At 61.2% G+C, this 25539-nt stretch carries 21 protein-coding genes; 8 read left to right on the forward strand and 13 right to left on the reverse strand.

Features of this window, described 5'->3' with window-relative positions:
• Positions 1–8: 8 nt before the first annotated feature.
• Positions 9–176: a hypothetical protein gene (locus tag OPV09_RS19335; RefSeq protein WP_166446719.1), complete on the reverse strand. Its 168-nt coding sequence runs from the start codon at positions 174–176 to the stop codon at positions 9–11.
• Between the two features lie 304 nt (positions 177–480).
• Between OPV09_RS19335 and OPV09_RS19340 the strand changes: the two genes are divergently transcribed.
• Positions 481–1092 (forward strand): 1-acyl-sn-glycerol-3-phosphate acyltransferase, encoded by a 612-nt coding sequence (locus OPV09_RS19340; protein ID WP_034751930.1) that lies wholly within the window; start codon positions 481–483, stop codon positions 1090–1092.
• Here OPV09_RS19340 and OPV09_RS19345 read toward each other — a convergent pair.
• From OPV09_RS19345 to tssK, 12 genes are all read right to left on the reverse strand, one after another.
• Positions 1089–1649, reverse strand: coding sequence for a HupE/UreJ family protein (locus OPV09_RS19345; protein WP_338679139.1), 561 nt, complete (start codon positions 1647–1649; stop codon positions 1089–1091). The two genes, OPV09_RS19340 and OPV09_RS19345, sit on opposite strands and share 4 nt — an antisense overlap.
• Complete coding sequence (ureG, locus tag OPV09_RS19350; protein ID WP_219327223.1) at positions 1646–2284, reverse strand: urease accessory protein UreG; 639 nt, start codon at positions 2282–2284, stop codon at positions 1646–1648. The genes OPV09_RS19345 and ureG overlap by 4 nt, the downstream gene beginning before the upstream one ends.
• A gap of 23 nt (positions 2285–2307) precedes the next feature.
• On the reverse strand, positions 2308–2988 hold the full coding sequence (locus OPV09_RS19355; protein WP_338682320.1) for an urease accessory protein UreF: 681 nt from the start codon (positions 2986–2988) through the stop codon (positions 2308–2310).
• Positions 2988–3512: an urease accessory protein UreE gene (gene ureE, locus OPV09_RS19360; protein ID WP_338679140.1), complete on the reverse strand. Its 525-nt coding sequence runs from the start codon at positions 3510–3512 to the stop codon at positions 2988–2990. Before ureE ends, OPV09_RS19355 begins: the two co-directional genes overlap by 1 nt.
• 13 nt (positions 3513–3525) lie before the next feature.
• Positions 3526–5226, reverse strand: a complete 1701-nt coding sequence (gene ureC, locus OPV09_RS19365; protein ID WP_072453119.1) for an urease subunit alpha — start codon at positions 5224–5226, stop codon at positions 3526–3528.
• Position 5227: 1 nt separating this feature from the next.
• Positions 5228–5557: an urease subunit beta gene (locus OPV09_RS19370; protein ID WP_034751935.1), complete on the reverse strand. Its 330-nt coding sequence runs from the start codon at positions 5555–5557 to the stop codon at positions 5228–5230.
• A 21-nt stretch (positions 5558–5578) separates the two neighbouring features.
• Positions 5579–5881, reverse strand: coding sequence for an urease subunit gamma (locus OPV09_RS19375; RefSeq protein WP_034751936.1), 303 nt, complete (start codon positions 5879–5881; stop codon positions 5579–5581).
• Between the two features lie 22 nt (positions 5882–5903).
• Positions 5904–6770 (reverse strand): urease accessory protein UreD, encoded by an 867-nt coding sequence (locus OPV09_RS19380; protein WP_338679141.1) that lies wholly within the window; start codon positions 6768–6770, stop codon positions 5904–5906.
• 130 nt (positions 6771–6900) lie between these two features.
• The gene (locus OPV09_RS19385; RefSeq protein ID WP_338679142.1) at positions 6901–9117 is read right to left on the reverse strand and encodes an EAL domain-containing response regulator; all 2217 of its coding nucleotides are present in this window, start codon (positions 9115–9117) and stop codon (positions 6901–6903) included.
• 174 nt (positions 9118–9291) lie between these two features.
• The gene (locus tag OPV09_RS19390) at positions 9292–11457 is read right to left on the reverse strand and encodes a sensor histidine kinase (RefSeq protein WP_338679143.1); all 2166 of its coding nucleotides are present in this window, start codon (positions 11455–11457) and stop codon (positions 9292–9294) included.
• On the reverse strand, positions 11454–14369 hold the full coding sequence (locus OPV09_RS19395) for an ATP-binding protein (protein WP_338679144.1): 2916 nt from the start codon (positions 14367–14369) through the stop codon (positions 11454–11456). The genes OPV09_RS19390 and OPV09_RS19395 overlap by 4 nt, the downstream gene beginning before the upstream one ends.
• Before the next feature lie 280 nt (positions 14370–14649).
• Positions 14650–16026 carry a type VI secretion system baseplate subunit TssK gene (gene tssK / locus OPV09_RS19400; protein ID WP_338679145.1) on the reverse strand — a complete coding sequence of 459 codons (1377 nt, stop codon included), beginning with the start codon at positions 16024–16026 and terminating at the stop codon, positions 14650–14652.
• A gap of 144 nt (positions 16027–16170) precedes the next feature.
• On the opposite strand from tssK, the gene tssF reads away from it, so the two are divergent.
• The 7 genes from tssF to OPV09_RS19435 all read left to right on the forward strand — a co-directional run bounded on the left by tssF (position 16171) and on the right by OPV09_RS19435 (position 25463).
• Positions 16171–17976, forward strand: coding sequence for a type VI secretion system baseplate subunit TssF (gene tssF, locus OPV09_RS19405; protein WP_338679146.1), 1806 nt, complete (start codon positions 16171–16173; stop codon positions 17974–17976).
• Positions 17940–18965: a type VI secretion system baseplate subunit TssG gene (gene tssG / locus OPV09_RS19410; protein ID WP_051991246.1), complete on the forward strand. Its 1026-nt coding sequence runs from the start codon at positions 17940–17942 to the stop codon at positions 18963–18965. Before tssF ends, tssG begins: the two co-directional genes overlap by 37 nt.
• Before the next feature lie 29 nt (positions 18966–18994).
• Complete coding sequence (locus OPV09_RS19415; protein ID WP_046684079.1) at positions 18995–19249, forward strand: PAAR domain-containing protein; 255 nt, start codon at positions 18995–18997, stop codon at positions 19247–19249.
• Between the two features lie 12 nt (positions 19250–19261).
• Positions 19262–21859, forward strand: a complete 2598-nt coding sequence (locus OPV09_RS19420; RefSeq protein ID WP_338679147.1) for a type VI secretion system Vgr family protein — start codon at positions 19262–19264, stop codon at positions 21857–21859.
• On the forward strand, positions 21856–23784 hold the full coding sequence (locus OPV09_RS19425; protein WP_338679148.1) for a hypothetical protein: 1929 nt from the start codon (positions 21856–21858) through the stop codon (positions 23782–23784). The genes OPV09_RS19420 and OPV09_RS19425 overlap by 4 nt, the downstream gene beginning before the upstream one ends.
• Before the next feature lie 2 nt (positions 23785–23786).
• On the forward strand, positions 23787–24911 hold the full coding sequence (locus OPV09_RS19430; RefSeq protein ID WP_338679149.1) for a T6SS immunity protein Tli4 family protein: 1125 nt from the start codon (positions 23787–23789) through the stop codon (positions 24909–24911).
• A 72-nt stretch (positions 24912–24983) separates the two neighbouring features.
• Positions 24984–25463 (forward strand): GNAT family N-acetyltransferase, encoded by a 480-nt coding sequence (locus OPV09_RS19435; RefSeq protein ID WP_034751945.1) that lies wholly within the window; start codon positions 24984–24986, stop codon positions 25461–25463.
• Positions 25464–25539 lie beyond the last annotated feature (76 nt).

Here is a 25539-nt window from a genome sequence, read left to right on the forward strand (position 1 = left end):
TCTGCCCTTCAGCGCCATCGGCGCCGGGCCGGCCTTGCCGGACGGCGCGCCTGCACGCTGCTGAAGACACGGCGTATCACCTCGGCCGGCACCGCGTGCTCGCGCAGGTAGGCCGTTGCCACCGTTCGCCCCAGCGCATGATGAAACGCCACGCCACGCTCTACGAGCTCGGCCATCACTTTGTCCGTTCGGACTTGCTGCCCATGTCCATCATCGATATTGTTTTTCATGCCATGGCTCCCTATCGGGTGGATCAACCTTGCATCAAGTTTTGACCACATTGTGCGCATTTAGTGCCCGACACCGTGGCAAAGCATCGTTAAAATAGCAACGGTAACAGCCGCGGCACCGCATGAATAGCGGCCTCGGCTGCTTGTCGCCACCGCCAGCCCCGTATAGAATGCCTGCGCAGAATTTTTGCTTCAAGGAAAATGGCCACCAGCGCCATCCCATTAAGAACAGTGTCACTGAAGGGTATCAATGGACGATTTATTTGTACAAGCGGGCGACTTGCCGACCTGGCACCAGCGCTGCGCGCTGCGCGTGCTGCACCTGTTCGGCTGGCGCATGCGCTTTCGCCCCTTGCCGGGGCCGCGCGGCATCGCCGTCGTCTACCCGCACACGTCCAACTGGGATTTCATCGTCGGCCTGTTCGGCAAATGGGCGCTGTCGCTGCCGTTCCGCTGGCTGGCCAAGGATTCGCTGTTCCGCGGCCCCATGGGCAAGGTGCTGCGCTACCTGGGCGGCGAACCCGTCGACCGCAGCACCACCAGCGGCACGATACAGCGCCAGGCCGAACGCATGCTGGCGGCAGACTGGTACTGGCTGGCCATCACGCCGGAAGCGACGCGCAGCTACCGCCCGAACTGGAAAAGCGGCTTTTATCACCTGGCCGTCGCAGCCAAGGTGCCCTTGCTGCTGGTCTACATCGACTACCCGAACAAGGTGCTGGGCGTCGTCGACCATTTATATCTGACGGGCGACAAGGATGCCGACATGGCGGCCATTGCCGCCGTGTATGCGGGCCACCAGGGCTTGCATCCTGAAAAGGCGGCGCCCATCGTGCTGTCGGAGCGCCGCCCCGGCGCCTAAGCAACTCCCATCAGCACCACGCCGGCGGCCGTCAAGGCCACGCCGGCCACCCGCAGCATGCGCTCGGCCAGCACCTGGCCGGTGAAACGCCCCGCCCCAAGCAAAATGGCCGAGGCCAGCATGAAGCCGCACGCGGCCGAGGCGGCCGGCAATTCCTGTCCATGCGCATTGCCATGCGCCAGCGCAAACAGGCCCACCAGTCCCATGCCCAGCCAGTTCGGCAAGGCCAGCGCCAGCGCGATGGCCAGGCCTACCAGCGCCACCGTGGCTGCGATGCCCGTTTCCAGCCCGGGAATGCTCAAGCCCGCCATGCCGGCCAGCGCGCCAAGCAGCATCATGCCGAGGAACGTGGCGGGCTGCGCCAGGCCGCGGCGCTGCTGGCCGCCCCAGATGCCCACGCCCAGCATGGCCAGCAAATGGTCGATGCCCGTGAACGGATGGGCGAACCCGGCCAGGAATCCCACGCTCTCGCCATGGCCGGGATGCGCCATGGCGGGCACGGCCAGCAGGCACAGGGCAGCCACGGCGGCCGTTTTCTTCATCAGTGTTGCGCTCATTGCAGCTCCTTGCCTGGTTGATCGAGCAAACCTTGCTCGCGGATAAAATCGATGACCACCTGTACGCCGTCGCCGCTGCGCAGGTTGGTAAATACGAAGGGACGCGCGCCGCGCATGCGCTGGGCGTCCTGCGCCATGATGTCGAGATTGGCGCCCACGTATGGCGCCAGGTCCGTCTTGTTGATGATCAGCAAATCCGAACGCGTGATGCCGGGCCCGCCCTTGCGCGGAATTTTTTCACCGCCCGCCACGTCGATCACGTAAATCGTCAGGTCCGACAATTCCGGGCTGAAAGTGGCGGCCAAATTGTCTCCGCCCGATTCGACGAGGATCAAATCGAGGTTGGGAAAATCCGCCTGCATGCGCGCGATCGCTTCCAGGTTGATCGAGGCGTCTTCGCGGATGGCCGTGTGCGGGCAGCCGCCCGTCTCCACGCCCATCAGGCGCTCGGCCGGCAAGGCGTCCGCGCGCAGCAGGATTTCCATGTCTTCCTTGGTGTAGATGTCGTTCGTGATGACGGCCATGTCGTAGCGCTCGCGCATGCCCTTGCACAGCATTTCGCACAGGGCCGTCTTGCCCGAGCCGACGGGCCCGCCGATGCCCACGCGCAGCGGATTGGAGGTGATCGATGTCATAGTATGGTCTCTCGTTGTCATGTTCAGGAACGGTACAGGCGGCTGTACTGCACTTCGTGGCGCATCGACAGCAGCGACAGCCCTGGCGCCCAGTTACCCATCTCGTCGTCTTGCAAGGTTTGCGCCGTCAGCGCCGCTGCTTCCAGGTCCGGCCGCAGCGACAGCAGCAGGCGCTGACCGGCCACCTGCCCCAGCGGCACGGATTTCACGCAGACGAGCACCTGGTTTTCGGCCCACGCGAACAGCATGGCCAGCAGCGCCTCTTCGCGGGGAATCGCCAATGCCGCCACGGCGCAGGCATACGCGGTAGGCAAGGCCACTTCCGGCTGGCCCTGCAGCATGTCGATCAGGACGCCGTCGGCCACGCCCAGTTCGGCCAGCAGCTTGGTCAAGGAATAGCCCATCTGGATGGTTTCGGCGCGAAATTCCGCCGTGTCGCGCGACGCGATGAAACGCTCGCTCCAGCGCTGCACGGCGCGCAAATCCTGCGCTTCAAACGCCTGCATCAAGCGCCAGCACAGGGGCGCTTCCCAGCGCGCCACCACCTGCGCCAGATGCTCGGCGATCCACGCGCGCGCCGTGGCCGCATCGTGCACCAGGCCGGATTCCAGCGCCGCTTCCAGTCCCTGCGAATAGCTGTAGGCGCCGATCGGCAAGGCCGGGCTGGCGAACTGCAGCAGGTGCAGCAGGGCCGACGCCATCATCATGCAGCGCCTGGCACATCGCCGGGACGGTGGATTTTCTGCCGCAGCGGCACGGGCGCCAGCAAGTGCTGGCCGTGGCCATCGTGGTGGCCATGGCCGCCGCCGTACGCACCCGCCTCGGGCTCGAACGGCGCGCTTTCTTCCGTCACCATCGCCTGCAAGCCTTCGAGCATTTCCTTCAGCACGACGTCCTTGCGGATGCGCAAAAAGCCGTCGCCCACCTGCGCCTGCGTGTGGCGGTTCCCCAGGTGGAAAGCGCAGCGCAGCAGGGTATGCGCATCGGCGCACTGCACCAGATAGGTCGGTTCGCGCGCGGCGACGATCCGCACCACCTGCCCTTCCGGCCCCGTCATGCGCTCGCCGTCGCGCAGCACCGTGCCGCGCACGGTGAACACGGCCACGTCGTCGCCATTCGACAGCACGGCGCGCAGCCGGCATTTTTCGCGCTGATCGTAGGGTAGAACCAATTGCGCAAACGGTGCGCGCTGGTCTTCTGGTCCCAACTTGGTATGCAAAGTCAGCATGTTTGTCTCCCGCTTAAAATAGAAAATAGCGCTGCGCCATCGGCAGCACGGCAGCCGCTTCGCACACGAGCAGCTGGCCGTCGGCGCGCACGGCATAGGTTTCCGGGTCCACTTCCATGTGCGGCGTGGCGCTGTTGTGGATCATGTCGTGCTTGCGCAAGCCGCGCATGTTCTTCACGGCGATGACGGATTTGTTCAGTTTCAGCTGATGCCCGATATCGAGGTCGTAGGCCGCCTGCGAGACAAACGTAAACGACTTTTTCAGGCCGCCGCCGAAGGCGCCGAACATCATGCGGTAGTGCACGGGCTGCGGCGTGGGGATCGACGCGTTCGGGTCGCCCATCTGCGCGGCCGCGATCATGCCGCCCTTCAGTATCATCGACGGCTTGACGCCGAAAAACGCCGGCTTCCACAGCACGATGTCGGCGATCTTGCCCGCCTCGATCGAGCCCACCACATGCGCAATCCCGTGCGTGATGGCCGGATTGATCGTGTACTTGGCGATGTAGCGCTTGGCGCGGAAATTGTCGCTGCGCGCCGTATCGGGCGCCAGCGCGCCCCGCTGCACCTTCATCTTGTGCGCCGTCTGCCAGGTGCGCATGATCACCTCGCCCACTCTCCCCATCGCTTGCGAGTCCGACGACATCATCGAGATGGCGCCGATGTCGTGCAGGATGTCTTCCGCGGCGATGGTTTCGCGGCGGATGCGCGACTCGGCAAAGGCCACGTCTTCGGCAATGGCCGGATCCAGGTGGTGGCACACCATCAGCATGTCCAGATGCTCGTCGAGCGTGTTGACGGTGAATGGGCGCGTCGGGTTGGTCGACGAGGGCAGGACGTTGGCTTGCCCTACAGCGGCGATGATGTCGGGCGCATGGCCGCCGCCCGCCCCTTCCGTGTGAAACGTGTGGATGGTGCGGTCCTTGAAGGCAGCCAGCGTGTGCTCGAGAAAACCGCCCTCGTTGAGGGTATCGCTGTGCAGCGCCACCTGGATATCCATGCGATCCGCGACGGACAGGCAATTGTCGATGGCGGCCGGCGTGCTGCCCCAGTCTTCGTGCAGTTTCAGGCCGATGGCGCCCGCGCGCACCTGTTCTTCCAGCGGCAGCGGCAAGCTGACGTTGCCTTTGCCCATGAAGCCCAAATTCATCGGGAAGGCGTCGGCGGCCGCCAGCATCGCGTGCAAATGCCACGGTCCTGGCGTGCAGGTGGTGGCGGCCGTGCCCACGGCCGGTCCCGTGCCGCCGCCCAGCATGGTGGTCACGCCGCTCATCAGCGCTTCCTCGATCTGCTGCGGGCAGATGAAATGGATATGCGTGTCGACGCCGCCGGCCGTGACGATCATGCCTTCGCCGGCGATGATTTCCGTGGCGCCGCCAATGGGCAAGGTCACGCCGGGCTGGATGTCCGGGTTGCCCGCCTTGCCGATGCCGAAAATCAGGCCGTTTTTCAAGCCGATGTCGGCTTTGACGATGCCCCAGTGGTCGAGGATGACGGCATTCGTGATGACGGTATCCATCACCTCGGCCGCGCAGCGCTGCGACTGGCCCATGCCGTCGCGGATCACCTTGCCGCCGCCGAATTTCACCTCTTCGCCGTAGATCGCATAGTCATGCTCGATCTCGATGAACAGTTCCGTGTCGGCCAGGCGGATACGGTCGCCCTTGGTGGGGCCGAACATTTCGGCATACGCGCTACGGGGAATGCTGGCCATCTCAATCCTTTCCCGGTGGTGTGTCTTGCAGTTCGCCCATCACTTCGCCATTGAAGCCGTAGACCTTGCGCTCGCCCGCCAGCGCCACCAGTTCCACGGTGCGCTGCTGGCCCGGCTCGAAGCGCACGGCCGTGCCGGCCGTGATGTTCAGGCGCATGCCGTAGGCGCGCCAGCGCTCGAAAGCCAGCGCCGGATTGACTTCAAAAAAATGGAAGTGCGAGCCGACCTGTATCGGCCGGTCGCCCCGGTTGGCCACCACCACGGTGGCCGTGGCGCGCCCGGCATTCAAGCTGATTTCGCCTTCTTCCAATTGGTATTCGCCTGGGGTCATGATGGGCTCCTTCTCAAAAAACTACGGTATCGGGTGGTGCACGGTCACCAGCTTGCTGCCATCGGGGAAGGTCGCTTCCACTTGGATGTCGGGGATCATCTCGGCGATGCCGTCCATGACGTCGGCGCGCGAGAGGATCTTGGTACCGTCCGACATCAGCTGCGCCACCGACTTGCCATCGCGCGCGCCTTCCATGATGGCGGCGCTGATCAGGGCCACCGCTTCCGGATAATTCAATTTCAAGCCGCGCGCCAGGCGCCGTTCAGCCAGCAGCGCGGCCGTAAAAATGAGCAGCTTGTCTTTTTCGCGGGGAGTCAGGTCCATGCTTTTCCTTGTTCTTTCCTGATTAAGTGTTCCAGATGCGAGGCACGACGGCATCGCGTCCCAGCATGGCGGGGCGCAGCAGCTGCCAGGCGGCCAGCATGACGCGGCGCGCCGCCTCGCTGTCGCCGCACAACAGGCGCACCACCACCAGCGATTTCATGTGCGTGGCGCCAAACGCGGCGCCGGCCGGCACGGCGATCCCGCGCACGGCCGCCAGCACGGCGGCAGGAACGGGGGCGCCGACGGCGATCAGGGTGGCGCACACGGTGTGCCCCGCCAATCCCAGTGGGCTGGCCATCAGCGCGCCGCCGGCGGCCAGCACGCCCTGTTCCCACCACAGCAGCTTGCCGCCACGGCGGATCTGCACCTGCTGGCTGATGCTGCCCGTATTGAAAACTTCGCCCGAGGCGCTGCGGCCCAGGCAGACGATGTCGCAGCCGATATAGCGGGCGTCCGGCGCCAGTTCCACTTCGTGGCGCAGGCGCACGCAGGCCTGGTCGAAGAAAATGCTTTCCTGTGGCAGCCACTCGATGGCCGCGCCGCTACCGGCGCGCAGCACGATGTGCTGGCGCGAGATATGGCCATTGGCGCGGTACCATTTGGCCGCGCCCGGCGACGTGAGCAAGGCGTGCGCGCCCTCGCCCACCGTGGCGTCGACTGCCAGCTGGTCGCCGCCCACGACGCCACCGGGCGGATGGATGATGATGGCGTGGCAGACGGCGCCGCCTTCCGGGTACAGGGGCTTTTGCACGCGCAGGGGGCCGCTATGCGTGCGCTCGACGAGGCGGCTGACGCCATCGTGCAAGGCAAAGCCCAGGCGCAGCTGCGCCTGCCAGGCGCTGTGCGCGCTGGCTGGTAAAGGCGTGACTGGTCGGGTGCTGTCTGGCATGCGGGGCAATCGCGTAAATAAGCGATTACCTAAGCAGGATATGTGCCAGCGTCAGGGGAAGGAAAAGTGAGAATCGTGCACCGCGCTGCGGCGGGCGCACCGGCATGGTGCATCTGCCGCACCGCGGCGCTCAGGCCACTGTCACTGTCACGGCCAGGGTGCGCCGTTCGCGCAGCAAGGCCGTGAAGGCTTCCGCGGCCAAGGGGCGGCTGAAAAAATAGCCCTGCATTTCATCGCAGCCGTGTTCCGTCAGGAAGTCGACCTGTTCGCGCGTTTCCACGCCTTCGGCGATGACGCGCATGTCGAGGTTGTGCGCCAGCGAGATGACGGAGCGGGCGATGGCCGCGTCGCTGCTGCTGGTGGTGACGTCGTCGACGAAGGATTTGTCGATCTTCAGCACGTCGATGGGGAAGCGTTTCAGGTAGCCGAGGCTGGAATAGCCGGTGCCGAAATCGTCGAGCGAAATGCCCACGCCGATATCCTTCAGGCGCGTGAGGGCCGCCACGGCCTTGTCAGGGTCGCCCATCACCGTGCTTTCCGTGATCTCGATGCCGAGGCAGGCGGGCGCGATGCCGTATTTGCGCAAGGCCGCCTCGACGAACGGCACCGTGCGGTCCTGTGCGAACTGTTTGCCGGACAGGTTGACGGCCACCTTGATGCTGCCCAGGCCCGCGTCGTGCCAGGCGCGGATTTGCGCACACACGCTTTCGAGCACCCATTCGCCGATGGCCGTGATCGAGCCGTATTCCTCTGCCAGCGCGATGAACAGGCCGGGCGGCACCTTGCCCAGCACCGGGTTATCCCAGCGCAGCAGGGCTTCCGCGCCCAGCAAGGCGCCCGTGCGCAAGCACATCTGCGGCTGGTAGTGCACTTCGAATTCATCGCGGCAGATGGCGCCGCGCAGCTGCTGCTGCATCGCCAGGCGGGCGCGGATATCGCTGCCCATGCGCTCCGTGAAGAAGGCGTAATGGTCGCGCCCCATTTCCTTGGCGCGCACGAGGGCCGTGTCGGCGTGGCGCAGCACGTCATCGAGGCTGTCGCCGTCGGCCGGGCACATGGCGATGCCGATGCTGGTCGTCAGCGCCAGGCGTTCACCATCGACGCTGAGTTCCTCGCGCAGGCCGGCCAGGATGGTTTGCACCAGCCCCAGGGTACGCCCCAGCAGGGCATCGTCCTGCAGCAGTATCTGGAATTCGTCGCCGCCCTGGCGCACCACCGTGTCGCCTTCGCGCACGCAGCCGGACAGGAAACGCGCCACCACTTGCAGCGCCTTGTCGCCGACGGCCTGGCCGTGCGAATCGTTGATATTCTTGAAACGGTCCAGGTCGAGGCACATCAGCACCACCTGCTGGCTGTCGCGCACGGCGTTCGCGCGCGCCTGCTCGAAGCGCTCGCGCAGCAGCACGCGGTTCGGCAAACCGGTCAGCGCATCGTGGTAGGAAAGGAAATCGATCAGATGCTGCTCGGCCTTGCGTTCGCTGATGTCGAGGAAGACGCCGATATAGTTGACGACGGCACCATCGGGCCCGTGCACGGTGGAGACGCTGAGCAGGCAGGGATAGGTGTCGCCGCTCTTGCGCCGCGTTTGCACCTCGCCCGACCAGCAGCCGCTGCTGCGCAAGCCCTGGCGCAGGGCCAGCAGCACCGCTTCGCCCGTGTATTCGGCGTGCAGGCGCATGATGTCCGTACCCACCACTTCCTGCGCCGCGTAGCCGGTGATGCGCGTAAAGGCGGGATTGGCCGTGACGATGACGCCGGCCGCATCGGTAATCAGGATGGCGTCCTGGGTCGCTTCGAAGACCTGGCCCGACAGGCGCAGCAATTCTTCATTCGCGCGGCGGATCTGCACTTCGCGCGCCAGTGTGCTGGCCACCTGCTCCAGTTCGGCCGTGCGTTCGGCCACCCTCCGCTCCAGGTTGGCGCGCTCCTGCGCCAGCTGCAGCTGCGCCCGCGCCAGGCGCACGTGGGCGTCCGTACGGGCCAGAATTTCCTCGGCCTGAAAAGGTTTGGCGATGAAATCGACGGCGCCCAGCGCAAAGCCGCGCACCTTGTCGTCCGTATCGTACTGGGCCGACAGGAAGATCACCGGCACCTGGCGCAGGGACGGTATTTCCTTCAGGCGGCGGCACACTTCAAAGCCGTCGAGGCCGGGCATGCGCACGTCGAGCAGGATCAGCTCGGGCGGGCGCGCCTGGGCCGTCCACAAGGCCAGCTCACCGTTCGGCGCCTGGCGCACGGCATAGCCGGCGCCGCCCAGCAAATCGCTCAACAGCTTCAGCGAAGCCGGCGTATCTTCAACGATCAGTACTTCGCCCTTCGAGTTCACTTCCGAAAAATCGCGGTGCATGTAGCAGTTCTCTCAGCTTTGGATGAGGCGCGGCGGTCGGTTGCCACGCTGGACAAGACATTTCTTTGCGATGAACTACGTACTATCATCATAATCTTTATTGCAATTTAGCACCATCCATCGGCGCTACTTAGTCGTTCTTTTCAGCGAATCCGATGTTGTCAGCCCACACTTTCAAGCGTGCGCCAGCACGCCTTCATTCTCCAGCAAGTCGCACAGCTGGCGGTACTGATGCTGGTCGAGCATGGCTTGCAGCGGCGCCAGTAACGGCGCCGCCACTGCGGGCAGGGCCGCCAGCAGCTGCGCCACCCTGGCCAGGTTCAATTCGCGCAGCGCCACCAGCAAGGCGGCGCGCTCTTCCCCGGTCAACAGCAGCAAATCTTGCGCCCGCAGTGCCGGCCGCGCCTCGGGCGCCGGCGACACGGGCTGCGGCACGGGCACCTGCAGCGGCGCCTCGGCCGCCTGCGCGGGAATGCTGAAGCTGAAGACGGCGCCCTGCCCCGGCGTCGATTCCACCGTCAGTTCGCCTTCCATCAGCTGCACGAATTCGCGCGAGATGGCCAGGCCCAGGCCCGTGCCATCTTTCGGTCCCGCGCTGTCGGCCTGCACGAAGGGCTCGAAAATGCGCTGCTGGTCTTCCGGGGCGATGCCGATACCCGTGTCGCTGACGGCGAACGACAGCATCCATTGATCGCCATCGCGCCGCTCGCCGCGCACGCGCAGGGTGACTTCGCCGCCGCCGGCAAACTTGACGGCGTTCGACATCAGGTTCAGCAGCACCTGGCGCAAGCGCGTCGCGTCGAGCAGCACGGCCTCCGGCAGGCCCGCGCAATCGAGGCGCAGGGCCAGCCCCTGCTGCTCGGCGCGCATGCCCAGCATGTCCATCACTTCCTGCAACAGGGGCGCCAGCGCCACCACGGCCGTCTGCGCCTGCAGGCGCCCCGCCTCGCCCTTCGACAGTTCGAGGATTTCATTGATCAGGGTAAGCAAATGATTGCCGGAGCGGTGGATGATGGCCAGGTTGCGCTTTTCATCGTCGTGCATATTGGGCGAGGCGGCCATCAGGCGCGAAAAGCCGATCACGGAATTCAAGGGCGTGCGCAGTTCATGGCTCATGTTCGCCAGGAAGGTGCTCTTGGCGCGGTTCGCCGCCTGCGCCTGGCTGACGGCCACCGACAGGGCGCTCGTGCGCTCGGCCACCAGTTCTTCCAGGTGATGGCGGTGGCGCAGCAGTTCGAGTTCGGCCTCGCGGTGCGCCGTGATGTCGTAGTTCGACCCCACCAGGCGCATGGGCTGGCCCTGCCCGTCACGGAAGATCACGGCGTCGACCTTGATGTAGCGGATGGCGCCATCGGGCCACAGGATGCGGTATTCGTGCGTGAACGCCTGGCCGGCGCCCAGCGCGGCGCGCAGGGCCTCCTTGGCGGCCGGCACGTCGTCGGGCATCAACGCCGCGCGCCAGATCGCCGCCGGCGCCGTGCCGCTGTCCGCATCGGCCCTGAACTGCGCGTACATCTGCTCGTCCCACTGCAAGGCGCCGTTGATCACGTTCCAGTCCCAGATGCCGATGCTGGCCGCGCCCGTGGCCATCTGCACGCGCTCCTCGCTGCGCTGCAAGGCGCGGTAGCGGCTGTCGAGCAGCGCCACCATGTCGCGGATGGAACGGTACAGCGTACGCAGCTCGCCCAGGAACCACGCTTTCGGCGGCGTGCCGAACGCTTCGCCCTGCCCTGCCTGGATGCCGGCCGCATACTGGCCGATCGCCTTCAGGGGTTTGAGCATCAGGCACCACATGAGCAGCCAGATGCTGGCCACGAGGATCACGTCGAGCGCCACGATCATGGCGCCGATGCCCAGCGCGCGTTGCCGCAGCTGCGCGTGCAGCAAAGCAGGCGTCGCATACACGGCAACGCTGCCGATGACTTGTCCGCCCATCGTCACGGGGCGCCGCTGCACCAGCCAGTCCGGCTCCGCGGACAGCGAGGAAAAGCTGCCGATGGCGCCGTCCGCGGTGCGGCGCAGGACCAGCGCTTCCTTGCCGATGCCCGGCGTCAGCGAGCTGGCCACCAGGTCGCGCTTGCCCAGCATGCTGCGCATGATGGCCTGCATCTGCTTTTCATCGAGATTCCACAAGGGCAGTTCGATGGCCACGGCCAGCTGGTCCGCGCTGACGGACAGGCTGCGCTGCAGTTGCTGCCAGCGCTGCTCGCGTTCGGACTGGTAAAACAGCACGGCAAACACCAGCAGCAGCGCGGTGACGACAAAGGTCAGCGCCACGCTGACGGCCAGCACGATGGACACGCCGCCCAGGCGCGCGCCCTTGGATGGGTGAAGCGTCATGCGTCTTCGCCCTGCGGCTCGCTGGCCAGCTGCGCCAGCAAGGCGCACAGCGGCTGGTATTGATGCTGTTCCAGCATGGCGGCGATGTGCGCGGCCAACTGCGGCAGGCTGGTCGCCACGCCGGCCAGCACGATGGCGCTGCGCCGCAAATCGAGGGCTTGCACGGATGCGAGCAGCGCCTGGCGCTCGTCCGCGCCCAACTGGCCCAGCGACTGCTGCAGGTCAAATGGCGCGACCGGCACGCGCGGCGGCACGGCGCCGGTGCGCTGGAAGCGCACGCCCAGCTGCTGCTCCAGCATGGCGAACAGGTGTTCCTGCTCGATCGGCTTGCGCAGGAAGCCATCGGCGCCGGCCGCCAGCGCCTCCTGCTTTTCTTCCTCGAAGGCGGAAGCGGTCATGATCACCAGGCGCGGCTGCACTAGCGCCGGCTGCGCGCGCAGCCAGCGCGTCAGCGCCAGGCCGTCCATGTCCGGCATGCGCCAGTCGCTGAGCACGATGTCGTAGCGCTGCGCCGCCAGCATGGCTTGCGCCTGCACGCCGCCCGCCGCCTCCTGCAGCTGGAAGCCCAGCGGCTCCAGCAAGCCGGTCAGCAGCTTGCGGCAGTTGTCATCATCGTCGACCAGCAGCACCGTGCGCCCGCGCTGGGCCGCCGGCAGGCGCGCCACGCGGCCCGGCGCCAGCGGCGCGACGGCCGGGCACTGTACGCAGGGCGCGCGCAAGTCGAAATGGAACATGGAGCCAGCCCCCAGGGTCGATTCGACGCGCAGCTCGCCGCCCATCAAGCGCACGAATTCGCGCGAAATGGTCAGGCCCAGTCCCGTGCCGGCCTGCGCCACGGCGCTGTCGGCCTGCACGAACGGTTCAAAGATGCGCTCCAGGTCCTCTTCCGCGATGCCGCTGCCCGTATCGCGCACGGCAAAGGCCAGCGCCACTTGCCCATCGTCCTCCGCCTGGCAGGCCAGCGACAGGGTCACGCTGCCCTGCTTGATGAACTTGAGGGCGTTCGACAGCAAATTGAGCAGCACCTGGCGCAGCTTGGCGCCATCGAGGCGCACCAGCGGCGGCACGCCAGCACGTTCGAGCCGCAACGCGATGCCCTGGTCGCTCGACCGCATGCGCACCATCTCGAGCACTTCGTCGAGCAAACCGTTCAAATCCACGGGCCCCGCTTGCAGCTGCATGCGGCCCGCCTCGATTTTCGACAATTCCAGGATGTCGTTGATCAAGGTGAGCAAATGGTGGCCGGCGCGGTTGATGATGGCCAGGTTATGCTTTTCTTCCTCGAACATGCTGCTCGAATCGGCCATCATCTGCGAAAAGCCGATCACGGAATTCAAGGGCGTGCGCAACTCATGGCTCATGTTGGCGAGGAAGACGCTTTTCGCGCGGTTCGCCGATTCAGCCTCGGTGACGGCCACCGACAGGGCGGCCGTACGCTGCTGCACCAGTTCCTCCAGGTGGTCGCGGTAGCCGAGCAGTTCCTGCTCGCTTTGCTTGCGCTCGGAAATGTCGACGATACCGCTGCGCACCAGGCGCCGCCCTTCCATCGGCAAGCGCACCAGCCGCACTTCGCAAGGGAAGATGCTGCCGTCGGCGCGCCGCACATTGCGCTCGACCAGGATGGGTTCACCGAGCATGGCGCGGCGCAGATGCTCTTCCATCATCAGTCCCAGCGGCAGACCATCGGGCTGCTCGCCCGTGTACAGGTCGAACGGTCCGCGCGCCAGCAGCGCTTCGCGCGACATGCCCAGCATGCGCTGCGCACTGCTGTTGGCGTCGATAAAACGGTCCAGGTCCAGGTCATACACGACGATGGCTTCGGGCGCATGCTCGACGAGGATGCGGAAACGCTGCTCGCTTTCGCGCGCATCGCCCTCGGCGCGGCGCAAGCGACGGCGCTGCAGCAGCAAGGCGCTCAGCATGCACGCCATGGCGAGAAACACGGCACCAGCCGACAGCACGGCCGCGCGGTGCTCGTGCCACAGCTGCGGCGGACGGTTGAAGAACAGGGTGTTCGGCGGCAGCCGGCTGATGTCGGCATCCCAGCGCTGCAGCTGCTCCCAGTCATACATGGGCACGGGACGGACCGGCGGCAGCAAGGCGCCCGGTGCGGCTGGCGCCTTGCCGGCCAACACGGCCAGCGACATCTGCGCCACCTGCTGCGCGGCCCCTTCGATGTGCAGGATGGAGCCGCCGAGGATGCCCTTGCCCACGTTTGTGTTGTACATGCCGAAGGCGGGCACGTTCGCCAGCCGCGCCAGTTCCCCGGCAAACTGCACGGGGGTGGCGATGGCGCCGTCCACGTCGCGGTTGACATTGCCCGTCACCAGCAGCGTATCTGCGGGCAGGCGCGCCACCTTCGCGCGCATCTGCGCCAGGGTCAGGCCGTCGAGATACTCCATGAAAACGATACCCTGCCACGCCTGCGCCGCCTGCTGCATGCTGCGCTTCAAGGCCTGGTCGGCTTCGCTGGCGCCGACGGCCATGACGATGGTTTTGGTCTCCGGGAACAGCGCCATCGCTTGCGCCAGGGTGCCGGGAAAATCGACGTTCGCCTTTTGCTGCCAGATGGCCAGCGGGCTGCCTACCGGCAAGGCCTTGCCCGAGGTGTTAATCGCCAGCACGGGCACGCCGCGCGCCAGCGGCGCCAGGTCCGACAGCAAAAAATCGAGCGCCGGCTGCTGCATGGCAACGATCAGGTCAGCCTTGCGCCCCATCATCTGGGTGTATCTTAAAAGCAACAAATCACGCATCTCGTTGCGCAGCGCCGGGTCGCCCTGGGTATTGAGGTTCAGGTGCTCGACCATGATGTCTTCGCTGGCCAGGCCCGCTGCGGCCATGGCGGCCACATAGGTGCGCGTGTACGATTCCACGCCGGCGCGGCCGTAATCATAGGCGTTGAGAACCAGCACGCGCTGCCCCTGATGCGGTGGTGCAGCCGGCATGGCCGCAGGGGCCGCGGCGACACACAACGCCAGCAGCAATGCGCGGCCGCAGCGGCGCACCGCTGCCCTGCCCATCCCGCCGCCAGGCACATCACGCATCATTCGCCATGCCCATGCTCACTCTCGCTGTCACCATGTTTCACCATTGCGCTGACTGCTCAGCGACCGACACTTACAAAAACATGATAACGTCAACTGCCGGGGCAAGTCTATTGCTTAGGGCAATCTTTTGACAAAACAACCATCGTTACGCGGCGGTACCGCTGATGCCGAATAATTCCAGCTTCAGCCCTTTTATGCCAGACGGCACATAAATCGCAATCGCCTGGGCCTTGATCATGCTGTCATAAATGCTGCCCTTGTTATCGATCGAAAAGTAATACGTATTGGGCCGCACTGGCACTTCAGCAGGAACCTGGGCCATATGACGCAACTCGGCACCCGGAAGTGCCCTGCCAAGCAATAGTTCGATATTGTCCGGAGACGATATTTTGAACTGCAACGGCACCGTGGCGACCAGTTCCAACGCCGGCATATCGGCGTTGACCGCAAGGCAGAGTTCAGTCTGACGGTCAATCCGCTTGGCATCGAGCAAACCGTGATAGTGGGTGTTTTGTTGCGTGTCATTGGACAGTGGAATCGGGAAGTAACGCGACAGGAGCACCGTATCGATCAAGTCGCGAATGATGCCATCGAGCTTGCCGAAACCGGGAGCCGCGTCATCGTGACAATACGCCGGCAAGTCGCTCAGCGTGTACTTTTTCGAGAACGTCATCAAGCCGCCGGCCAATGCCATCAATTTTTCAAACAAATACACGGGATGGTGGCGCCGGTAACTGGCGCAATGACTGAGCGTGGCGCTGGCCGTGCTCAATGTATTGAGCATCCAGAATGAGGAAACATCCCCGCCATGAAATTCAACCGTATTGTTACCGGGTTGACGGTGGCGGCTGTACAGCGCCTCAATTTTCGCGCCCATGCGGTCGATCAGCGAATCGAGCATTTTCTGCAGCGAAGACTCGGCGCTGATGGTCAGGCCAGGCGGAATGAAGGAGGCATCGATTTCAAAGCTGCCATTGCCAGCGCGGTACAAACGGATCACCGGGATGGCAAGATAATCATGGAGCGGATCCAGTTGCGACAGCAGATACACGCGCTTCTTCAGGTAAGCCACATCGATGCTGACTGCCTCGCTGTACAGATCCGGGGTTTCGATATCCGCCTGGACATAGCGCGCGCCGGCAGAACTCACATTGCCGCCGTGTGCCTGCAGCGTCGGCAACGCGGCGTAAAAAGTGAAACTATGTTCACTGGAAGGCAGCTTGGACAGGTCAACCGCACTGGGCAATACATCGCCAAGCGGCGCCTCAAAGAATTCTCCATCCTGAAAGACGAGCGACATGGCGTCCGCCCGCAGGCTATTGTTGGCCAGTGCATCCACATTCCAGCTGACGCCGTGCACACCCCATAGATGTGGATTGATGAGTGAAGCCAGACGCTGCAGGCGCGCTTCATGGTAGCGGTCCAGCTGCTGGAATTGCTGGGGGCCGATGGCCAGCCCCTCGGACCACAGTAATTTGGATGGCAATGTCATGGCGTTCTCCATGTTGGCGGTTGGAATCATGCTGCCTTGCCAGTCTGATGTTGCCAGTTTGAAAGTCCTTGATGTTGCGCAGCAACCCTGTTCAATTATTGCGCAAACGCAATTTACCTTGGAGCAAACGCTCGGATACTGACCATTCCGCCGCGAAGACACAGGAAAAGAGAGATGGAGGACTTGCTGCCGTATTTCGAACGCGAGCTGGTGATGCTAAGGCGGCATTGCCGTGAGTTCTCCGAGCGCTATCCGAGAATCGCCGGCAAATTGCACATGTCCGGCGAGTCTTGCGAGGATCCGCACGTCGAACACTTGATCGAATCGGTGGCCATGCTGGCGGCACGCATCTCGAAACGGCTCGATGACGACTACCCGCAATTTACCGAAGCCCTGTTCGAAGCCCTGTTTCCACATTATCTGCGCCCCTTCCCATCGTCCACCATCGTCCATCAGTCTGTCCCAGAGGCTGGAGCGGGTGTAATGCACCTGCCGGCTGGCAGTGAAATGGACGCAATGCCTGTGCGTGGCGTGCGCTGCCGCTTCAAGACGGTCTACGACATGACGACCGGAGCATCGGTACTGGAAAGCGCGGTTTTCGATGCGATGATCAAGCCGCCGCCAGGCGTACGCCTGCCAGCATCAGCCAGTTCCTCGCTGAACATCGGCATCCGGCATCTCGACACAGCGCCCGCGTCACTGCGCGTCTTCATCGATGGCGAAGCTTCTTTTTCCGCCGCCTTGCGCGATGCCCTGTTCATGCATGCAGTCTGCGCTTTTGTGTCGATCGACGCGGCGCAGTGGATGGCCCTGCCCGCCGTCCCCTTGGCGCCCGTCGGCTTCGCCGACACGGATGCCTTGATACCTTTCGGTGCCCGTTCGCAACCGGCCTACCGCATCCTGAGCGAGTATTTTGCGTATCCGGAAAAATTCAATTTCTTCGACATCGATATCGCGGCGCTGAGCGCTGCCCTGCCGCCTGGTTGCCAGCGCTTTACCCTGCATCTGTGCATAGCCGGTTTGCGCTCCGATTGCGCTGCGGCGCGCATGTTGTCCAGTATTTCCAGCGACAACTTAAGGCTGGGCTGCAGTCCGGCGATCAACCTCTTCCGCCAGGAGGGCGTGCCGATCGCCATCTCCCGGCAAAAAATCGACTATCCCGTACTGGCCCATGCTACCCATGCCCATGGTTACGAAGTCGTCACTGTCGATGCCGTGCGTTTGCTGCGCCAACGGGGAGGCGAAAGCACGCTGACCGAATTTCGCCCGCTGTACAGCCTGCGCCATGGTGAGGGCGCGGCGCAACAAGGCCATTACTGGATCGTGCGCCACGACATGGCTTTGGCCATGAAAAGTCCTGGCCACGAAAAGAAAATCACGCTGGTCGATAGTGACTTCAATCCCTTGATCAACGAAAAAGCCAGCTTGTCGCTGTCGCTGACCTGCAGTAACCGCGACCTTCCACTGTCGCTCAAATACGGCCAGCCGCAAGGAGACTTGCAACCGTGCGGCGGCGGACCTGCACTGCACATGCTGCGACGCCCCAGCCAGCCGCGATGCTTTTCACCGGGCGCGGGCCTGCATTGGCGGCTGATTTCGCACTTGACGCTGAATCATCACGCGCTGGTTCAGGAAGGCCTGCCAGCACTGCGTGAAATGCTGACACTGTATGACCTGTCTCAATCGGCAAGCTCGCAACGCCAGATCGGCGGCATCGTCGCGCTCGCGCACTCGCCGGCCACGGCATGGCTGCGGCACAAGCGCGGTACCTCGCTGGCGCATGGCGTGGAGGTGCGCATCACGCTGGACGAAGAAGCGTTCGTCGGCAGCAGCATGCACCTGTTTGTGCAGGTGATCGATCACTTTCTTGGGCTGTATGTGCAAATCAACAGTTTCATCGAACTGGTGGTGCTGTCAGGGCAAAGCGGAGAGGAGCTGATCCGATGCAAACCAAGAAGCGGACTGCAGAATCTGGTGTAGTACAACACTTGCTGGCCGAACCGTACCGCTACCAGTTCGTGCAGGCGGTGCGAATTCTGCTGTGCTGGCTACGCGAGCAGAACGTGTCCCATGCGCAAGCCTTCGGCCAGGTGTTGCGCTTCAAGAACAGCTTGTCCTTGAGTTTTCCCGCCAGTGAAATCGAACAGCTATCGCTCGACGGCAATGAACAACTGACCCTGACGCCGACGTTCATGCGTTTTCTCGGCGTCGGCGGCACCTTGCCCTTGCACCACTCTGAACGCATCGCCGCCTACCGTTTTTCGAGCAAAGATGCTGGCGTCTCGGCCTTCCTCGATATCTTTTCGCACCGCATGCTCACGCTGTATTACCTGGCATGGGAAAAGTATCGACTGGAATCCACGCTCCAGACCCAGGCAAGGGATGTACAACTGCCTTTGCTGACGGCACTGGCCGGCGTGCGGCGCGGTGCGCTGCCGTCGAGCGGCGAAGCTGACGCCGTGACGCAGGAAGTCGCGGCCTGGTATGCGGGTCTGCTGCGCTGCCGCCCCGTCTCCGCGCAGGCGATTGGCCCCGTGCTGGCCGAGTACTGCGGCGTCCCCGTCACCGTGCAACAATTTGTCGGTGGCTGGGACTATCTGGAAAAAAACCGGCGCAGCCTGCTGCGCAGTGTCAACTTTACCTTGGCACGCGGCGCAACGCTTGGCCTGCGGCTTTGGCGTCAGGACATGCGCGTCTGCCTGCATATCGGCCCGCTGGATCCCGCCGGCCTGCAACGCTTCCTGCCGCGCAGTACAGGCGCGGCGGCACTGGCAAAGATGCTGGCGCTGTTTGGCGTACCAGACTTGCAATATGAAGTGCGGCTGATATTGAGTCCGCCATGCATTACTCCCCTGCTGCTGAGCTCCAACCCGTCAGAAAGACGGCTGCTTGGCTGGACGACGTTCTTGCAGACAACACCAGGCAAGGTACGCGGCGCCGAAGTGCGTTATCTGCTGCAACTGACCTGAGCAGCCCATCACTGGAAAGCGAGGCAAGCATGAAACATGCGGGACGCGGCGTCATCCGGCTCGGAGACGCAACCGATCACGGCGGCAAGGTCACCAGCGCCTCATCAGGCAGCACCGTGATGGGGAAGACGGCGGCGCTGGCCGATGACACCACCTTCTGCCCCAAGTGCAAGGGCAACTTCCCGATCACGCCCGATGGCGCCGGCGCAAAACACATGGGCAAGCCGTACGCCTATGACGGCGACGTCACCGCCTGTGGCGCCCACCTGATCACATCCCTGTAACGGAGGCAGGCCATGCATGCAAACATCCAGGCGGCACTGTCGGCCTTCGACCTCGCCGCGCAAGAACGGCGCCTGTTGAAGATCGACTTTCCCCATGAAGATGGGCCTGCCGGCGCCATCCTGCTGGTCAATTCGCTGACCGCCAGGGAGGAAGTGTCGCGTGACTTCCGTTTCGAGGCCGAATTACTGTCCGATGATGCGCATATTGCGCTCAAGGCCATGATGGGCCGCATGGTGACCATTTCCATGGTGCGCGACGATGGTACGCTGCGCTACTTTAACGGCTATGTGGGCGAGTTTTGCCTGCTGCGCGCCGATGGCGGCTTTGCGTGGTACCGGATGGTGCTGCAACCATGGCTGGCCTTCGCCAGGCTGCGCCAGGACAATGTGTCCTTTCATGGCCAAAGCGTAATGCAGCTGACCGAAACGACGTTTGCCCACTACGAGCAGCGCGACTGGAAAACCAGCATCCATGGCGACGACCCGCAGATCACCTGCGCCAACCAGCACAATGAAACCGACTACAACCACCTGCACCGGCGCTGGGAGGCGCTGGGCTGGCATTACTGGTACGAGCACCGCGCAGATGGCCATACGCTATGGCTCGCGGACAACACCACCCTGGCTGACATGATCGCCACGGCGGCCGGCGACGGCGCCATGCGTTTTCACTCAGAGTCGGGCTCCATGGAAGACGACGGCCTGCAACAGTGGCAAGCCGTGCGCCGGATCGGCTCCGGGCAACTGACCTTGGCCAGTTTCGACTATAAAAATCCGCAACCGCGCCTTGCCAGCGGCTACTCGCTGAATCGTCAGGGTGATGTATTTGCCCACGAACTGTACGAAAACACGGGCGCCTATGGCTATAAGGATGTCGATGCCGGGGAAGCTCTGGCACAACGCCGCATGGAGGAAAGCGACCATTTGCGCCAGTATTTCGAGGCGGCCGGCAATCACCGTGGCGCGCAGCCCGGTCTTTGTTTCCGGCTCGATGGACATTTCAGCGCCGAGGAAAAGCGCTATCAGCCTGGCGAGGAACGCCCGGACAGTATTGCCGAACGCGAGTACCTGATCCTGTCAGTCGAGCATAGCGCCAGCAATAATTATCAGGTCGGTCCGAACGCACCCTCCCACTATGTCAACAATATGCTGTGCGTGCGCCGGGACATCCGCTGGCGCCCGGGACGCAGCTACAACAGCACGCCATGCATCGTTGCCGGTGTACAGACGGCGCTGGTCGTCGGACCGGCCGGGGAGGAAATCCATACCGATGCACTGGGGCGTATCCGCCTGCAATTTCACTGGGACCGCCTCGGTGAATTCGATGAGCGCAGCTCGCCTTGGATACGGGTCATGATGCCGATGGCGGGTCCGCAGATGGGACAAATCGCCCTGCCGCGCGTGGGCCAGGAAGTCGTCGTGCAATTCCAGGACGGCAATATCGACCATCCGATTGTCATTGGCGTGGTCTACAACAGCGCCAATCCACCGCCTTGGCAACTGCCGCAGCAACGCGCCCTGTCCGGCTTGCGCAGCCGCGAACTGGGCGCCCGCAGCGCCAACCACCTTGTACTCGACGATACCAAGGGCGCGATCCAGGCGCAGTTGCGCAGCGAGCACCAGGATAGCCGCCTTTCACTGGGCAACATCACCCGCATCGACGACAACGCCGGCCGCAGGGAAGCGCGCGGTGTGGGCTTTGAATTGGCCAGCAGCGCCTGGGGCGCCCTGCGCGCAGCCAAAGGCATGCTGATCACCACCGAAACGCTGGCAGGCGCCGGCTCCGTCAAGCAACTCGACGAAACACAGGCCCGCCTGGCGCAAGCACGCCAACTGCAGCAAAGCTTGGCCGGCATGGCCGTTGATGCGGGGGCGCAAGACAGCGCAGCGCAACAAGGCGCCGTCGCCGAGTCCATCCAGCGGCAAAACGCCGCCATCAAAGGCGCCAGCGGCGATTTCCCGGAGCTGTCCGAACCGCATTTGCTGCTGGCCAGTCCGGCCGGCATCGAGCTGAGCACGGCCCAGTCCATGCACCTGGCCGCCAGCGAGCATGTGGCGCTCACCAGCAGCAAGCATATTTCACTCGCCAGCGGCGACAGCATGTTTGCCAGCATCGCCAAGACCTTCAGCCTGTTCGTGCACAAGGCCGGCATGAAACTGATCGCAGCCAGCGGCAAAGTGTCCATCCAGGCGCACAGCGACGAGGTGGAAATCCTCGCCCAGAAAGTCCTGTCGCTGATCAGCGAAGCGGACTGGGTCAACATCAAGGGCAAGAAAGGCGTACGCCTGCACGGCGCCAACCACATGCTGGAAATCAGCGACAAGGTGCAGTTCTTCACCTCTTCCCCCGTGCTCTTCAACGGCAACCTGGAAACCTTGGCGCCGAAGAGCGTGTCGCAGGAATTTAATGAGAGGCCCGTGACCCGTTTTGATCAGGCCATCCGCTTGCTGGAAGTGGACGGGAAACCTGCATCCGATATTGCCTTTGAACTCATACGTGACGACGGCAACATTATTAGCGAAAAAAGCGGCGCCGACGGGCTGACGCCATTACAAAAAGGAGATGGCATGGACAGCTATACGATACGTTACAAGGGGGAACTGCCATGAGTGATGATGACGACTTGAATGAACACGGCAATCATCAAGGCGAGTTTCGGCAGAGTGTTGGTGGGTGGGCTGAATACACCGTTCATATGACGGAAATAGAAGATACGATTCGTCATGACGTCACGATTCCACCCAGAAAAATCATACCGATTATATTTTTACCCGGCGTTATGGGTAGCAATTTAAGAATGACAAAACAACGCCAAGATGATCTGAAGCGACAGGATAACAGATCATGGAGGCCAGATGACATGGTCGACAAATCTGGTAATTTGGCGGTTGCAACCGGTAGTGGTTTAGGTGGTTGGTTTAGGGGAGCATCTCCCAGAGATCGACAATTGGTCTTTGATCCAAATGAAACTGAAGTTGAGTACTATCAATATTCTATCGAAAATGAGCGTTTCTTCCCTGGTGGAGACGTAACCAAAGGATCTGACGCACGTCATAACAACGTTCCTGACGATTTTCCTGGTGTTCCTCCATTGATTTCTGTTAGTCCTAAAAAAAATGCTCAGGTAGATGCAATTCAGAAACCTGGTGTAGCGGGAAAATTTATTCCCCGAGAAATACGTGAAACTCCAGCGCATATTGCACGGTGGCGTGGATGGAGCGAAGTTCTTTTCGCCGGCGCCTATGGCGAAATGCTTAAAAAAACAGAATTCTTCATGAATAATATAATAAAAAAAGGAGAAATTTTACCTCATTGGAAAATTGATCCTTCCGATCAAGTTACTGGACGATATTCATTTGGTCAACAAGCCTATCCGCCTATTGCTAAGCTCCTAATACAAAATCCGAAAGAATTTGGTGGTTCGTCCGGAGCACCAATTAACACTTCCGACATGCTAAAAATTTCCCCATGCTGGTATCCGGTTCATGCGTTGGGATACAACTTCCTGCAGAGCAATGCCATTACTGCTATTATTATTGCCAAACGCATACGCGGCATAGTAATAGGCTATCAGAAATGCGGCTTCAAATGCAGTGAGGTCATTCTCGTCACACATAGCATGGGAGGTCTGCTCGCCCGAGCCTTAATGCATCCTAGATATGGAAATATGCTTAATGATAAAAGTGTAAAAATACTTGGAATATATCATAATGTGATGCCTACCTTAGGGGCCGCCAGTGCATACAAACGCATGCGTTTCGGCTTTAAGGAAAAGGGTGGTCCAATTAATACTCTCGAAGCCCAAATTCTTGGCATTGATGGTGAACACACCACCGCAATTCTCGCAAATGCACCTGCACCATTAGAAATGTTGCCAAGCATGGCATATGGTCAAGAATGGATCAAGGTTGTTGATGCAACAGATAAATTACTTTGGAGCTGGCCACGAGGTAAGGATAGTGCGGTGGAAAGTATCTATTTACAACCTGCGAATGCTTGGTGGAGGATGATAAATCCTTCCTGGGTGAATCCTGCAAATATTCCGCCAAAAAAAGGGGGAGGCATCAACAATGTCATGCGACGATTGAAAGATGCATCAGAATTACTAAAGGAAATAGAACAAATATTTCATCCAAATACATATGCAAGCTATTGTGCCTCAAAAGAATTCTTAAGCTATGGAGAAATCACTTTCAAAGTTACCGAGGGTTTAGAAATTAAAAACTCATCCGATCCAGAAAAAATTATACCATCACCAAATAAGTGGCAGCTATTGACTGACGATGCAAAAGGTAACCTTACTGTACAAGCAGGAACACGTGTTTTGAAAATAAAATTACAACCACCAAATTCTACTGGCGATGAAACCGTCCCATCGGATCGCTCAGCAAAACACATACCTGGGGAAAAATTTTCCCATGGCGCCAAATCTGAAAATGGATATGAACATCAAAATAGCTACTCTCATCCACATGTCCTGGCATCTATGCTCTATTCAATTGTGCAGATTGCCAAAAAAGCAGAATGGAAATGAAAATGTTAAATTATAAAAAAATTCTCATTATTTCAATTATTTCAATAATTGCACTACCATCAAAAACAATGGCAAATAAAGCAATGTCAAATAAAAAACATGAGGAAAATAAAATGCATATACACACAAAAACAATAAAAAAAATAGAAAATTTATTTCAAAAAACAAAAAAACTTTGCTTTGGAAGATATTTATTAAATCTACCAAACGAGGCAGAATTAATAATCGGAAATTCTGAAGTTGAACTATTTAAAGGAGGACCTGAATCCTTAAAAAACCAAGCGGAAATTGATTTAAAAAAAATACGATCTTTGAATATTTCCCCTGAAATTATTTATAATGGGAATGGCCCAATAGAAAATAGTTGGCAACTTCGATACTACAATAGCAAATCAGCCAAAAAAGACAATTTCATAATTTATCGAACATTAATCAACAAAGGGGATTTCATATTTACCATAGGCGACGCAGTAGATAATGGCGACACCGAAAGAGCAACAGCGGAAAGACAATTCCTTCAAGCAAAAAGTCTGCGTTTGCGTGCTACTGAAGAAATTCCTGTCACCCCAGGCCTTTGCGTAGAGCATGGATTCATAAGTGAAAATCAGTATAAATATCAAGAAATAGACGACATAGGTATTTATTTACCCAGCTTGCCAGATGTTACTTTCTCCATCAGTTCAAATAAGGATGCATACGGTGACTACCCGCCGACAGAATTTGAATCAAGGTTGCGTGGGGAATTATCACTGCTCAATCGCATACAAGACGCAAAAAAAATGCAAGGCAATAACTATCCCAAGCGCACCTTGCTGCGCGAAGGCAAGCGCACTGTTCAACACTGGAAAGGCGAAGAGTCGCTGATACGGCGTACCGATGGTGTCCATGATTTTGAATGGGCATTGGTAGGCAAACCGAAAGACATCGCAAATCCGTCTGTGCTGGAAGTCAAGATGTACACCAAAGTCGCCCACAACCTGGTCGGCGCCGCCGACGCATCGTCGCTGACTGACGAGGAGGCGATTGCCTTGTGGGACAAGCTGCTGTCCGGCCTGAAGTTCCGGGTGAAGGTGCCGGGTGCGCCGCCGGGTTCGTACTACATCGATCCGGACAAGCCTGCGCAGTGACAGCTGAATAAGCTCATGCTGGCGCCGTGCCAGCCATTGCGCTAGCATGATCCTTTTGCCCCGAAAGCTTCCATGCCCATCACCCTGCGCCCCGCCCTGCCCCTTGATATCGACGCCCTGTGGGCCCTGCGCACGGTGGCCGTGCGCGTCAGTTGCGCCACGCATTATGCGCCGGAGCAAATTACTGTGTGGACGGCTTCGCCCGTGCCGCCAGCTTATGCCGCCATGCTGGCTGCGGGTGGCGGCATTGTGGCGATGCAGGGCGAGGCCATTGCCGGCTATGCCATGCTGGACGTAGATAAACACGAAGTCGATGCCGTGTTTGTCGATCCCGCGCGCGCGGGGCTCGGTATCGGCAAGCGGCTGCTGGCGGCGCTGGAGCAACTGGCGCGCGGGCGCGGCATTGCGCGCCTGCACCTGTCCGCGTCGCTGAACGCTGTGCCGTTTTACCGGGCCGCAGGATTTATCTCCTTGCGCGAGGAAGCGTATGCGCATCCCAGCGGCATCAGCCTGGCCAGCGTGGCGATGGAAAAACAGCTGGTAACCGCCTGAGCCGTCAGTCTTTGCTGGCAGCAGCTTCGGACTCGGCCAGGCATTGCTGCAGCTTCGCGATCAGGGCACTTGCTCG

It is taken from the genome of Janthinobacterium sp. TB1-E2 (genome assembly GCF_036885605.1).
GTDB classification, from domain to species: domain Bacteria; phylum Pseudomonadota; class Gammaproteobacteria; order Burkholderiales; family Burkholderiaceae_D; genus Janthinobacterium; species Janthinobacterium aestuarii.